The sequence below is a fragment of the uncultured Campylobacter sp. genome (genome assembly GCF_937921625.1).
Classification (GTDB): Bacteria; Campylobacterota; Campylobacteria; order Campylobacterales; family Campylobacteraceae; genus Campylobacter_B.
The window spans coordinates 33695-46831 of the sequence record NZ_CAKZTI010000006.1 but is presented as its reverse complement, the minus strand read 5'-3'; the positions used below and the strand labels follow the sequence as shown (position 1 = coordinate 46831).

General features: G+C 47.1%; 12 protein-coding genes and 2 pseudogenes. 6 read left to right on the top strand and 8 right to left on the bottom strand.

Going from position 1 to position 13137, the window contains the following annotated elements:
• Window positions 1–246 precede the first annotated feature (246 nt).
• Window positions 247–825, top strand: coding sequence for an NAD(P)H-dependent oxidoreductase (locus Q0101_RS01075; protein ID WP_297941533.1), 579 nt, complete (start codon window positions 247–249; stop codon window positions 823–825).
• A 90-nt stretch (window positions 826–915) separates the two neighbouring features.
• On the opposite strand, the gene Q0101_RS01070 is transcribed toward Q0101_RS01075, so the two are convergent.
• Window positions 916–1185 (bottom strand): AraC family transcriptional regulator, encoded by a 270-nt coding sequence (locus tag Q0101_RS01070; protein WP_297924153.1) that lies wholly within the window; start codon window positions 1183–1185, stop codon window positions 916–918.
• A 114-nt stretch (window positions 1186–1299) separates the two neighbouring features.
• A pseudogene (locus Q0101_RS01065) lies at window positions 1300–1821 on the bottom strand (AraC family transcriptional regulator); the annotation flags it as partial.
• Window positions 1822–2047: 226 nt separating this feature from the next.
• On the opposite strand from Q0101_RS01065, the pseudogene Q0101_RS01060 reads away from it, so the two are divergent.
• Both Q0101_RS01060 and Q0101_RS01055 read left to right on the top strand, forming a co-directional pair.
• Window positions 2048–3066 (top strand): annotated as a pseudogene (locus tag Q0101_RS01060) (alpha/beta hydrolase).
• Between the two features lie 53 nt (window positions 3067–3119).
• Window positions 3120–3536, top strand: a complete 417-nt coding sequence (locus Q0101_RS01055) for a cyclophilin-like fold protein (RefSeq protein ID WP_297941531.1) — start codon at window positions 3120–3122, stop codon at window positions 3534–3536.
• Window positions 3537–3625: 89 nt separating this feature from the next.
• Here Q0101_RS01055 and Q0101_RS01050 read toward each other — a convergent pair whose 3' ends face one another.
• From Q0101_RS01050 to Q0101_RS01025, 6 genes are all read right to left on the bottom strand, one after another.
• Complete coding sequence (locus Q0101_RS01050) at window positions 3626–5344, bottom strand: proline--tRNA ligase (RefSeq protein ID WP_297941530.1); 1719 nt, start codon at window positions 5342–5344, stop codon at window positions 3626–3628.
• Entirely contained in the window at window positions 5334–6800 is a 1467-nt protein-coding gene (gene hemA / locus Q0101_RS01045) for a glutamyl-tRNA reductase (protein ID WP_297941528.1), read from the bottom strand. The genes Q0101_RS01050 and hemA overlap by 11 nt, the downstream gene beginning before the upstream one ends.
• On the bottom strand, window positions 6800–7792 hold the full coding sequence (locus Q0101_RS01040; RefSeq protein ID WP_297941527.1) for a polyprenyl synthetase family protein: 993 nt from the start codon (window positions 7790–7792) through the stop codon (window positions 6800–6802). Before Q0101_RS01040 ends, hemA begins: the two co-directional genes overlap by 1 nt.
• Window positions 7792–8037, bottom strand: coding sequence for a DUF2018 family protein (locus Q0101_RS01035; RefSeq protein ID WP_297941526.1), 246 nt, complete (start codon window positions 8035–8037; stop codon window positions 7792–7794). The genes Q0101_RS01040 and Q0101_RS01035 overlap by 1 nt, the downstream gene beginning before the upstream one ends.
• A gap of 938 nt (window positions 8038–8975) precedes the next feature.
• The gene (locus tag Q0101_RS01030) at window positions 8976–9890 is read right to left on the bottom strand and encodes an HAD family hydrolase (RefSeq protein WP_297941524.1); all 915 of its coding nucleotides are present in this window, start codon (window positions 9888–9890) and stop codon (window positions 8976–8978) included.
• Window positions 9891–10250, bottom strand: a complete 360-nt coding sequence (locus Q0101_RS01025) for a hypothetical protein (protein WP_297941535.1) — start codon at window positions 10248–10250, stop codon at window positions 9891–9893.
• Between the two features lie 191 nt (window positions 10251–10441).
• On the opposite strand from Q0101_RS01025, the gene Q0101_RS01020 reads away from it, so the two are divergent.
• From Q0101_RS01020 to cysK, 3 genes are read left to right on the top strand one after another with little or no spacing between them, the layout of a single operon-like run.
• Complete coding sequence (locus Q0101_RS01020) at window positions 10442–11713, top strand: aminotransferase class I/II-fold pyridoxal phosphate-dependent enzyme (RefSeq protein WP_297941523.1); 1272 nt, start codon at window positions 10442–10444, stop codon at window positions 11711–11713.
• Window positions 11713–12126 (top strand): Rrf2 family transcriptional regulator, encoded by a 414-nt coding sequence (locus tag Q0101_RS01015; RefSeq protein ID WP_177387438.1) that lies wholly within the window; start codon window positions 11713–11715, stop codon window positions 12124–12126. The genes Q0101_RS01020 and Q0101_RS01015 overlap by 1 nt, the downstream gene beginning before the upstream one ends.
• Window positions 12127–12135: 9 nt before the next feature.
• Complete coding sequence (gene cysK, locus Q0101_RS01010; protein WP_295151870.1) at window positions 12136–13050, top strand: cysteine synthase A; 915 nt, start codon at window positions 12136–12138, stop codon at window positions 13048–13050.
• Window positions 13051–13137: the final 87 nt, after the last annotated feature.

Sequence of the window (13137 nt, the reverse complement as noted above, 5' to 3'; positions counted from 1 at the left end):
GCACGGCTAAAATTTTAAAAGCTTACGGCGGCAAGTTAAATTTGGCGCCGATAAACAACACCGAGGCGATCGCGGTGCACGGCGATAAATTTGAAATTTTAGGGCGGTAAACTACAGCGTAAAAGTAAAATTTAGTAATTAAACGCTTCGTAAAATTTACGCTTATATTTTCGCATAGGGCTGCGAAGTGAAATTTTAACTTAGGTGTGCGAGTCGCTAACGAATAAATTTAATCAAAGGATCAAAATGAAAATACTACTTATTAACGGTGGGGCGCCTTTTAACGGCAAAGGCGGCAAGCTAAGCAAGACGCTGCACGAGCTAGCCAAAAAAACGCTACAAGCCCTAGGGCACGAAACGCGCGAAACTACGATATTTGAGGGCTACGATATAGAGGGCGAGGTGGAAAAATTTTTATGGATGGATGCCGTGATCTGGCAGATGCCCGCGTGGTGGATGGGCGAGCCTTGGCTAGTCAAAAAGTACGTGGACGAGGTGTTTATGGGTGGCATAGGCAAGATAGTGGCAAACGACGGGCGGCACAGCGCAAGCCCAAACGACGGCTACGGCACGGGCGGACTGATAAAGGGCAAATCGCACATGCTAAGCGTTACTTGGAATGCGCCGCTTCAGGCGTTTGATAAGCCGGGTGATTTTTTCGAGGGCGTGGGCGTGGACGGCGTTTATTTGCATTTCCATAAAGCCAACGAGTTTTTAGGTACGAAAAGGCTGCCTACGTTTATGTGTAACGACGTCGTTAAGAATCCCGACGTAGAGCGTTTTACGAAGGATTACGAAGCGCATTTAAAAAGGATTTTCGGCTAAATTTAAGCAGACTTTAGCGCAAATTTATAAGCTAGACAGTAGAAATTTTACCCTGCCCTTTGTGCCGTTAAATTTGATCTAAATTTAAACTCATGCCACGCCGGAGCGTAGAATTTCGCTGTGAATTTTAGGCGGTACGCCAAACATCCTTGCGTATTCGCGGCTAAACTGCGATGCGCTCTCGTATCCTACGTCAAAGGCGGCCTGCGCTACGCCGATATTTTTGGTCGCGAGCAGATTTTTTGCCTCTTCAAGGCGGATCTTTTTTTGAAAAGCTATGGGGCTTAGCGAGGTTACGATTTTGAAGTTATGATAGAACGACGACTCGCTCATATCGCATTCGCGCGCGACGTCTTTCATGCTTAACTTTTGTGAAAATTCGTTTTTTATCTTTGCGACGGCATGCAAAATTTTATTAGAAACGCTGCCTTGCATAGCAAATTTATTTAAAAAGTAGCCGCTTTTATCGCTTGTTACAAGTGTATAAAGGATCTCTTTTTTGGCAAGATCCGATAGAAATTTGATCTTCTCTTTCGGCTTTTCTAGCAACCAAACAAACCTCAAAACAGGCTCTAGTATCTCCTCCGTAAGATCGCCGAAAAATACCCCCTTTTGGCTCTTTTGCATGTTATCTTCTTTTATCTCGACGTTTTTTAGCACTTCATAAATTTCATCCATGCTAAAATTAAGGGTAAGCGAGATATATGGCCTCTCTTTTGAGGCGTCGGTTAGGCTCACTCTTAGAGGCATATAGGTCGATGTGAGCAGATACCTTTACTCGTTGTATCCGCTCATCTCATCGCCAAAACCCACCGACTTTGCCCCCTGCAAGATAATGCACAAAGATGGATTGTAGATCACATTGATAAAATCATGCGTCTTTTCGCTAATGTAAAAATCAAGCGAGTCGATGTCGCTTTGAACAAGGCCGTTTACGCCGTATCTATTTAGTAAAAACTCTTTTGTCTGCTCTTTTAGTAAATTTAGCTCGCTCATCTTGCTCTCCGCCTCAAATTTTATGAAATTATACCCCTTTTTAGAAATTTTACAGGATTAGGCATGAAATTTGGAGGATCGTTCTAACGCAAAATTTAAAATCCTGCTAGAATGCACATTACAAAATAGCTTGTAAAGCTAAATCAAAACCAAAAGGACAAAGATGTATCTTAAGAAATTTGCGGCGACGCTTGTAGCGTCAAGTTTTGTTTTAGGAGGCAATGCAATGGCTAACACAAACGTGGCAAAATCACCGCTAGAAGCGGTATCGATGGTAAGCGAGTGGGACAAAGTTTTCGCTAAAAGCGATAAGGTAGATCACAAGAAAGTTAAATTTAAAAATCGCTACGGCGTGGAGATCGTCGGCGATCTTTATACGCCTAAAAATTTGCATGGTAAAGCTGCTGCGATCGCAGTTAGCGGACCTTTTGGCGCGGTTAAAGAGCAATCAAGCGGCCTTTACGCCCAAACTTTAGCCGAGCGCGGCTTTATCACGCTTGCCTTTGATCCAAGCTACACCGGAGAGAGCGGCGGCGAGCCAAGAAATTTAGCAAGTCCGGAGATAAACACTGACGATTTTAGTGCCGCAGTGGATTTTTTAGGCACCCAGAGCAATATAGATCGAGGTAGAATCGGCATTTTAGGCGTATGCGGCTGGGGCGGTTTTGCTCTAAACGCAGCTCTTGCAGACCCTCGCATAAAGGCGGTTGCGACCAGCACGATGTATGATATGACGCGAGTAATGGCAAAAGGCTACAACGATAGCGTGGGCGCTGATGAGAGATATGAAACTAAAAAGAAGCTAGCCGAGCAACGCTGGGTCGATGCTAAAAATGGCAAACCGGCATATACTGGTGCAAAAACGTTGATCCAAAAAAGATATATGCAAGCACGCCGCAGTTTATCGCTGAGTATGCAGACTATTACCGCACGCCGCGCGGATATCACAAACGCTCTGTGAACTCAAACAGCGGTGAGAGCGGCTGGATCGTCACAAACCCTATCTCGTTTATAAATATGCCGATCCTTGCCTACGCAAGCGAGATGAGAACTCCGACTCTTATCGTAGCCGGCGAAAAGGCGCACTCAAGATACTTTAGCGAGGACGCTTTTAAATCGCTTGGCAACAAAAATAAAGAGCTAGTTATCGTCACTGGCGCCGTGCACACAGATCTATATGACAATAAAAACAACAAGATCCCATACGATAAATTTGAGGAATTTTTCAAAGCAAATTTGAAATAAACAAGCACCCCTGCGCTTTGCAGGGGTAAATTCGAGAGATAAGGAAGGTAAAAATGAGAAAAATTTTAGCCGTCTTTATGCTTTTTGCAGGGCTAAATTTAGTGGCTGGGGAGAAAATGCAAAATTTGAAGATAGTTCTAAAAAGCTCTAACGGCGAAGTCACTGCTGTCTTAGACGACACGATCGCTGCAAGGAGCTTTGCCGCACAGCTACCGCTAACGTTAAATTTAAGCGACTACGGCGGACACGAAAAGGTCGCCAAGCTGCCAAAACCGCTTGACGTAAGCGGCGAGCCGAAAGGACGCGATGGCAAAAAGGGCGAGATCTCGTACTTTGCTCCGTGGAATAACTTCGTCATCTACTACGGCTATCAGCCCTACTACGAGGGCATCGTACGTCTAGGCGTGATAGATGGCGATGTGAGCTTGGTCGCAAAAGACGCAGATATCAGGATAGAGCCAGCAAAATAAATCCGCCGTAGTCGCAAAAGCGGCTCGCAAATTTTCAAATATGGTGGCAAAATTTAGCCCAAATTTAGGGCTAATTTTTCACACGCTTCTTAATTTTCCCCGGCTAATTTTTTCTCTATAAATTTTAAAATTTTATCCGCGCTTACGCTCTGCCGCTTTAGGCCTGCGCGAGTGATGAACTCGACGCTTCCCTCCACTAGGGCTTTTCCTGCGAGCACCGCGTATGGAAATCCCATCAGCTCGAAGTCGTTCATCTTCACGCCGAAGCGCTCCGCGCGATCGTCGAGCAGCACGCGAACTCCGCGCGCACGGCACTGCTCGTATAGTTTCTCGGCAAATTCTACCGCAGCCGCGTCTTTGTGATTTGAAATGATGATCTCAAGCTCGAAAGGTGCGAGCTCACGCGGCCACACGCAGCCTCGCTCATCGTGGCTGCTTTCGATCGCCACGGCGATAAGGCGGCTTGCGCCGATGCCGTAGCAGCCCATAAAAAACGCACGAGCCTTACCGTTTGCGTCCAAAAATCGCGCCCCCATCGGCTCGGAATATCGCGTGCCGAGCTGAAAGATATGACCCACCTCGATGCCTTTCGTGATGCTAAGTTCGCCGCCGCAGCACGGACACGCATCGCCTGCGCCCACGGCGGCGAGATCCGCAAAGCGCGATTCATTAAAATTTATCACGCTAGCGCCCACGTAGTGGTAATCCGGCTCGTTCGCGCCCGCGATCATCTCGCGCGCTCCTTTTAGCTCGGCATCGATGTAAAATTTAGCTCCCTCGCCGAGCCCGAAAGGTCCGCAAAAGCCCGCCGTAAAGCCAGCTCGCGCGATCTCCTCCTCACTAGCATCGACTAGCTCTAGCGCGCCGCAGGCATTTTGCGCCTTGGTCTCTTGCAGCTCGTCGCAGCCGCGGATAAAAAACGCTACGATCTCGCTGCGATCCTCATATAGCGCTTTTTTGATTACGGCTTTGATAGTGTAGAATTTATCCACTTTGAAAAATTCCGCCACCGCGTCAATCGTTTTCATCGCGGGGGTTTTAAATTTCATCATACCGTCGGTTTCGGGTGCTGCGGCGTTCGTAGTTTTTGGCGCGCGGCGCGCAGCCTCGATATTTGCGGCATACTCGCAGCGCTTGCACACGATTATATCGTCCTCGCCGTTATCCGCTAGCACCATAAACTCCTTGCTGCCGCTGCCGCCGATCGCGCCGCTGTCCGCATCGACCGCGCGGAAATTTAACCCAAGCCGCGTAAAGATCCGCGAGTACGCCTGCCTCATCACTTCAAACTCGCGCTTCATATCCGCAGCGTCTGCATGGAAGCTATAAGCGTCCTTCATCGTAAACTCGCGTCCGCGCAGAAGCCCGAAGCGAGGGCGCGCCTCGTCGCGGAATTTCGTATTGATCTGATAGATATTTAGCGGCAGCTGCTTGTAGCTCGTGATCTTATCCGCTACCATCAAAACCGCCGCCTCCTCGTTGGTAGGACTTAGCACGAAGTCGTTATCCTTGCGATCTTTGAAGCGCAGCAGCTCCTTGCCGTATTTGGCGTAACGACCGCTTTTTTTCCACGCATCCGCAGACGTCACGACGCTAAAAGAGACCTCCTGCGCGCCCGTAGCGTCCATCTCCTGCCTGATGACGGCGCAGATCCGCTCCAGCACTATCTTTCCTAGCGGCAAAAAATTATAAAGCCCACTGCCCAGCTGCTCGATAAATCCCGCGCGGATCAAAAGGGCGTGGCTAGGTAGTACCGCGTCTCTGGGAGCCTCTTTTAGGCTCGGAGCGAAAAGCTTGCTAAATTTCATTCTGTCTGTCCTTTTTCTCGTTTTCTTGATTTAAAAATTTTTCGTAGTTTTCTTGCAGTTCAAAAATTTCGACCAGCGCGTTTACTGTGCCGTCAGCATCGTCCGCTTCGCCGAGGTTTTTCAAATTTACCGTCGGAGCGTGCAGAAACGCTTTAAAAACCTGATGGATCAGCTTGCGCGCCTCCTCTGCATCGCTGTGCTTTAGATAGCCCTTTTTAAGCGCTTTGGCTAGCTCCAGCTCAGCTACTTGCTTCGCGCTTTGACGCAAGGCTTTGATGATCGGCGTGGATGCCGCCGCTTTGAGCCATTTGAAAAACTCGTTCGTGCATTTTGCCACGATCGAGTAAGCGATCTGCGCCTGCTCCTCGCGAAGCAGCAAATTTTTCTTTACGATCTCCTCCAGATCATCTACGCTGTAAACTTCAATATCCTCGCTCTGGCTAAGCTCCACGTCGCGCGGCACGGCGATATCGAAAAAATATCGCTTAAAGCTTTTGGGCTCAAGCAAGCTATCGGTAATGATCGGCTCTTGCGAGCCCGTAGCGCTGAAAAATAGGCTATTTACGTTCAGATATTTTTTGAGATTATCAAGGCTATCGATTTTAATACGGGATTGTACCTGCGCGGAGGAATTTGCGCAGGCGGTGGAATTTTTATCGTCCTTGGGATTTTCGCCCGCGAAATTCGCGACATTTCCGGAATTTAAGCCGTCTGAATTTTTTCCTGTGCCGGGATTTTCATCCGCGCAATTTTTCGCATCCAAGGAATTCTCGCCAAGTAGCGAGGCGGCCAGTCTTTGCGCATTAGTCAAATTTCGATTTAAGATCGTGATATTTGCGCCGCTTGCGAGCAGATGTTTGCACGCTAGCTCGCTCATCTCTCCCGCGCCCACTACCACGGCGTTTACGCCCTGCAAGGAGCCTAACTTTTCCTTTGCCATCGCCACGGCGACGCTTGAGACCGAGATCGGGTTTTTTGAAATTTCAGTCTGGTTGCGGATACGCGCCGCGCATTTTAGCGCTTCATCTATCGCTCTTGCGATCTGCGCGCCCGCGTGGGCGTTTTGTTTGGCAAATTTAAAGGCGTCTTTGAGCTGGCCTACGATCTGCGTCTCGCCCACTACGAGGCTGTCAAGAGAAGCTGCGACGGCAAAAAGATGGTGTATCGCGCCGTAATCCTCGTAAATATCGGCGCGCTCGGCTAGCTCGTCGTAGCTCACGCCGCTTACGCGCGAAAGCGCTAAAAGCACGAATTTGCTAGCCGCTTTGAAGTCGCTTACGGCGGTAAAAATTTCTACGCGGTTGCAGGTGCTTAGCACCAAACACTCCTCTATCGCGGAGTTTGAAGCCAAAAGGCGCAAAATTTCTTTTTTACGCACGTCGTTTGAAAACGACAGCTTCTCGCGCACTGTGATGTCTGTGTTTTTGTGGGTGAAGCTCACGCTCATATACGCCATCAAAACTCCCTATCTATCATATCTCGCACGATTTGCTCCAGCTTGTCGTTTTTAAATTCCGCCACGGCTTCGAGCGCCTTTTGCCCGTAGGCACGAGCTTCGTTTATACAGCGCTCGATAATGTCGTGCTCGCTAAGCTTCGCTTTGATCCATAAAATTTCGCTCTCGCGCAACTGCTTTTTAAAAAACGATTTTAGCTTTTGTCGCTCGGAATCATTTAAATTTTCGTATAAATAGATGTAGGGCAGGGTGGTTTTACCCTCCGCGAAATCGCTCAAGCTCGGCTTACCGAGCGCTTCTGAGCTTTGCGTGACGTCTAAGATGTCGTCGATAATCTGAAAAGCAAGCCCCAAATTTTTGCCGTATTCGCCGAATTTTGCGCTCGCGCTTGAAATTTTATCATGATCTTTCGCAGCGTTTGGAATTTCGCCCTCGTTTTTTGCGCCGTTTATATCTGAAATTTCGCCGCGATTTTCTGCGCCGCCGAATTTTAAAAACGCTCCGCAGCGCGCGACCTCTTCGATCAAAGCGGAGGTTTTTAGATAGATCATTTGCAGATATTTGCTCGCATCGTCGTTAAAATCATTGCTTAAGCTCACGTCCATCAGCTCGCCCACGGCAAGCTTCGTGACGGCGCCCGAAAGCGCGGCGGCGATGCGGCTTTCAAATTTAGAAAGCTCGAAGTATGCCTTGGAATAGAGTATGTCGCCCAACATCACGGCGTTTTTGGAGCCGTAGGTGGCGTTTATCGAGGGCTTGCCGCGGCGCACCGAGCTTTCGTCGATGACGTCGTCGTGCAGCAGGCTTGCGGCTTGGATCAGCTCAATGATCGCGCATAGACGCAGCGATTTTTCATCCTTTTGCGCGATGTTTAGTAGCAGCTTGGAGCGCAGTTTTTTGCCTGAGCTAAGTTTCGCAAACATCTCGTTAGCGGGCTCATATCCGCAGTCTGCGATGAAGCTTTTCATAATTAAATCGATTTGATCTTGCATTATTCGTTATTGCTTAGGATATTTCCGCTCATTTGCAAAAATTTGTCGTTTAGCTCGTCTTGTAGATCCTGCTGCGCGATGAAGCTTTCGATCTCGCGCTCGCTAATGCCGCACGCTTCGCAGAGCCGCTCACAGGCGATTAGGCGGATTAGAGCTTCTTCGATTTCGTTTTGCACCAAAGTAGGGCTTGCAGCGGATAAAATTTCAAAAAATTTCTCTCTTGGGCTGCCTTCAAAAATATCCATTTACCTTCCTTAAAATTTCACGATTATAGCAAATATAAAATTTAATTTAGGTTAGAACGCGGCAAACTATCGAGGTTTTTAAACAAGGGCGATTACGCAGATCTTGTGCCTGCGTGCGGTAAATTTTAAGCTTAAACGCGGGATTTTGGGCTTTGAATCTATAAATTTTAAAATTTTACTTGTTTTCGAGATAGGCAGAGCGAGCGGAATTTAAAAATTTAATCTTGGTAGCGTGGCGGATTAAACGCGAAACTTTGCAGATAGGCGGAATTTTAAATTTTACAGATAAATGGCTTGATTTTTGCGGAAATTTTAAAATTTTGTGGCGCGGGTGAAATTTTGGATTTCACGTGAGTGGATAGAATTCTGCTTTGTTTGAGCGATAAAATTCTTGAATTTCGCGCAGGCGGAGAGGATTTCGGCTTTGCTTGTGCGGTAAAATTTTGATTTCTGAGCGGCGGATAAATTCTATTCTCACAAAATCTAATCGTGAGCATAACAACAGATCAGGCTTTTTAAAATTTTAAAAAGCCGCCGCTTTGCGAGAATTTGAAATTTCATGGACGCAGCAAAATTCCAAAATCGCGTTTGGCATTAAATTTTAAGTCTGGTTTTCGAGGCAAATTTTAAATTAAGCCGCGAGAGGGCGTCTTTAAATTTTAAGATTTCGTCACCTTTTACAGATAAAATTTCGTTTTTCACGCAGATAAAATCGCGCACTACAAAAGCTACTTTTAAAATTTTAAATTCCACTCGCGCAGATGAAATCCTAGTTTCTCGTGCTAGTGGAATTTTTCGCGCAAGGATCATTTTTAAATTTTAATTTCGCTTGCGTTGCACGCGAAGATGGAATTCGCTCCGTTTTAAGAGCCTAAGCGTGATTTTGCCATGCTGCAATACTGCTTTTAATTTAGCTATGCCTCAAAAGCCAGGCTACTTTAAATTCCGCCGATGATTTCGCGCGCTTGCGCGATGCTTAGGGCATTGCGGCTTAGTTCGCTAGGCTCGCCAAACCCCCAGCATACCTGCAAATACTCAAGTTTTGCGCCTCTTAGATCTGCCAAGTTTGCCTGAAAACATCGCGCTGCCGCAGCTTGTGCCTCCTTTGTCGCTTTTGCTTTTGCGGAAATTTTAGCGCCTTTAAAGCTTAGCGTTGCCGCCCCGTCAGCATCTGTGTCGTTAGGGCGGAATTTTTCATCTGCGTTAAGATTTTCGCCGCAAGAGCTTAAGCTTCCGCTGCTAGCGCTGAAATTCTTTCTACTCGTGTCGCGGCTAGCATTTAAGCTCTCGCTGTTATTGCCGCCTTGAAATTCTAAATTTTGTAAAAATTCCGCGCCACGGAGTGCGGCTAACTCATCCTTTTTGCTATCGCCTAAAAAAATCGCGTTTTTGTGCGGCGAGCATGCAATTACGTGTAGCAGCATCGCAGGGTTGGGCTTTGATGGCATCTGCTCGTCTGCGCCTACGACCAGATCAAATAGCCTGCGCACGCCCGTTTTTTCTAAGATCGCGCTTAGGGTGTAGGAAGGTGCATTGGAGGCGACTGTGAGAAAAAATCCTGCTTTTTTGCACGAGTGCAAAAGATCCTCTATACCCTCGTAAAGCACGGCAAAATCGCGGTAATTGCTTACGAATTCTTTCTCGAAAAAAGCAAGCTCTTCGGTGCTCGCTTCGGTTTTGCCGTAAAATTCCAAAAAGGCGTTTTTACTTGGATCGTTGATGGTGTGGACGATGAAATTCTTTTGCAGTGGCGCTAGGCCGTAGAGCTCGCGGCGAGTGTTATTGACGCTGATTTCGATCGCGCGCGAGGAGTCGAGTAGCGTGCCATCCATATCAAAAATTACGGTTTTCATCTAGTAATCCTTTAAAAAATCGATTTTATGCTTGTCTTTTTTGTAACTCTTATTATTTTTGAGCTTTTGCAAAGCGTTTGCTTCATGCTGTAGCGCCGATCTAAACGCAGCATCGCTGATCTGTCCTGCCTCGCTAGCATCAAGGACGTTTTTGGCAAAGTTCTCAAGCGCTTTGGTGTAGGGGCTATCGAGATTCGTAGCGGCCGCTTTAGATAAAATTTCGTAGTTTTTAGCTATTCGCTTCGCAAAAAGCTCTGCGTCGAAATCCTCGCGCTTTAGCAGTGCTACGGCGGATTTTACGAAGCGTTCTAGTGCGCGGATATATTTAACGCGCTCATCTTTTTCTTTGATTTGCATAATTTTTCCTTAATTAAAGCGCGCATTATAGCAAAATTCGAAATTTTGGCAAAATTACGCATATTGTAAAACTATATTTTAATAATATTTTTTCTATAAATCCCGTATTATAGGTATTTTAAAACCATATAAAAATACTTGACTTTATTTTAAAATTTCGCTATTATTCGCCAAATTTTTTACAAAGGACAAAAATGCAAAAAGAAACCCTCGCAACTCATTTCGGTTACGACTCCGTCGCCGGCTACGGCACGATGGCAGTTCCCATTTATCAAAGCACAGCGTTTAACTTCGGTTCTAGCAAAAAGGCTGCCGATCGCTTCGCGCTGCGTGATCTAGGACCGATCTATGGGCGTTTGACAAATCCTACTACTGATGTTTTTGAGGCGCGACTTGCGGCGCTGGAAAACGGCAAAGCTGCAATCGCGGTCTCTAGCGGGCAGGCGGCAATATTTTTTGCGGTGGCAAATTTAGCCGCAGCGGGCGAAAATATCATCATCGCCGAGAAAATTTACGGCGGTGCGACTACGCTTTTGGCGCACACGATCAAGCGCTTTGGCATCGAGGCTAGGGTTTTTGACTCCGAAACGGCAGATAATTTGGAAGGTTTAATCGACGATAAGACTAGAGCGATCTTTTTTGAGACACTTTCAAATCCTCAAATTTCAGTTGCAAATACCGCTAAAATCGCTACAATCGCAAATAAGCACGGCGTAGTAACGATTGCTGATAACACGATCCCAAGCCCTGCGCTTTACAATCCGCTTGATGACGGCGCCGATGTCGTAATCCACAGCGCTAGCAAATACATAAGCGGACAAGGTCTTAGTATTGCAGGTGCGATCGTTTCGGGCAAAGGACTAAATTCTAAACTCAAGGGCAATCCGCGTTACGCACATTTCAACGAGCCCGATGAGAGCTACCACGGCTTAGTTTATGCGGATTTAGTAGATAATTTCGACATTTATACGCTTAGAATTCGTTTGTCCCTGCTTCGCGATATTGGTGCGACTCTATCGCCGTTTAACGCGTTTCAGCTCATCCAGGGGCTTGAAACACTGCCGCTTCGCATGCAAAAACACTCGCAAAACGCATTAAAGATAGCAGAATTTTTGCAAAATCATCCGAAGGTAAAGAAGGTTAATTATCCAGGGCTTGCAAGCTCGCCGTTTAATGCCGCGATCAAAGCGAAATTTAAAAACGGCTATGCAAGCAGTCTGATGAGCTTCATCGTAGATAGCGAAGAAACAGCGCTAAAGGCGGTTAGCAAGGTTAAAATTTTCTCCGTCGTAGCAAATATCGGCGATACGAAGTCGATCATCACTCATCCTGCGAGCACGACGCATTCGCAGCTAAATGAGGAGCAGCTAAACCGCGCTGGCGTGCCTGCGAGTCTAATCCGCCTAAGCGTGGGTATAGAGGACGCGAATGATTTGATTTCTGATCTTAGCGAGGCACTGAAATAATGGCACTTTTAAGCACAAAGGGCGTTTATGGGCTGGCTGCAATTTTGCAGATCGCCAAAGCTAGCGAAGTAGCGCCGATAAGTATAAAAGAGATAGCCGAGCGCACGGGAGTTTCTAAGAATTATTTGGAGCAAATTCTAAATACCCTTAGAAACGAAAAGCTAGTGTGTAGCATCAAAGGTAAAAACGGCGGTTATCACCTAGCCAGAGATGCTAGTGAGATAACTTTTGGTGAAATTTTTACCGCTCTTGAAAAGGATCTGCGGATGACTAGCATTCAGATGAGCGATCCTGGACTGCGGGCGTTTTTTGAGAAATTTGACGTCAAGCTGGCAGAGATATTTAACGAGCCTCTAAGCAGCTATGAGGAGATGATGGCGCGAAGCGTCCAGTATTTAAATTTCAGCATTTAAAGGAAAAATATGAAAATAGCAAACGATGTTACGGAGCTCATCGGCAATACTCCGTTAGTTAGAATCAATACGTTTGGCAAAAATGCCCTCATCTTAGCCAAGGCGGAATTTTTAAACCCAAGCCACTCGGTCAAGGATCGCATCGCGTGGCAGATCGTAAAAGACGCGCTAAGCTCGGGCAAAATCGATAAAAATAGCGTTTTGATAGAGCCTACCAGCGGAAACACGGGCGTGGGGCTTGCGATGATCGCAGCAAAGCTCGGTATGAAGCTAATTTTAACGATGCCAAGCTCGATGAGTATCGAGCGCCAAAAGCTCATCGCGGCATTCGGCGCTAAAATCGAGCTGACCGACCCGAAATTTGGAATGAAAGGCGCGGTGGATAGGGCAAATGAGCTGGCTGCGAGCACTCCAAATAGCTTTATCCCGAGCCAGTTTGATAACCCAAGCAATCCAAAGGCGCATTTTCAAAGCACTGGACCTGAAATTTGGGAGCAAAGCGGCGGCAAGGTAGATATTTTGGTCGCGGGATTTGGTACCGGCGGCACGCTCAGCGGCACGGCGAAATTTTTAAAATCTAAAAATCCAAACCTCAAAGCCTACGGCGTGGAGCCTGCTAGCTCACCGCTTCTTACGTGCGGCAGTGCGGGCGGGCATAAAATCCAGGGCATTGGTGCAAATTTTATCCCTGATAATCTTGATAGAAGCGTCATCGACGGCTTTTTGAGCGTCGAGAACGACGATGCGTTTGCAGCAGCTAGACAGCTGGCACAAAAAGAGGGCTTGCTCGTGGGCATCTCAAGCGGTGCGAACGTTTATGCTGCCGCGCAGATCGCCGCCAAGCCCGAAAACAAGGGCAAAGTGATCGTTACGATCCTCTGCGATACCGGCGAGAGGTATCTTTCTACCGAGCTTTTCAAATAGACGGCGGTTTTTGCGCGAGCAGGCCGTTGGCGCGGTAATTTTACGCATTTTACGCTGGCGTGCAGCTTCGCGAGATTAAATTTTACG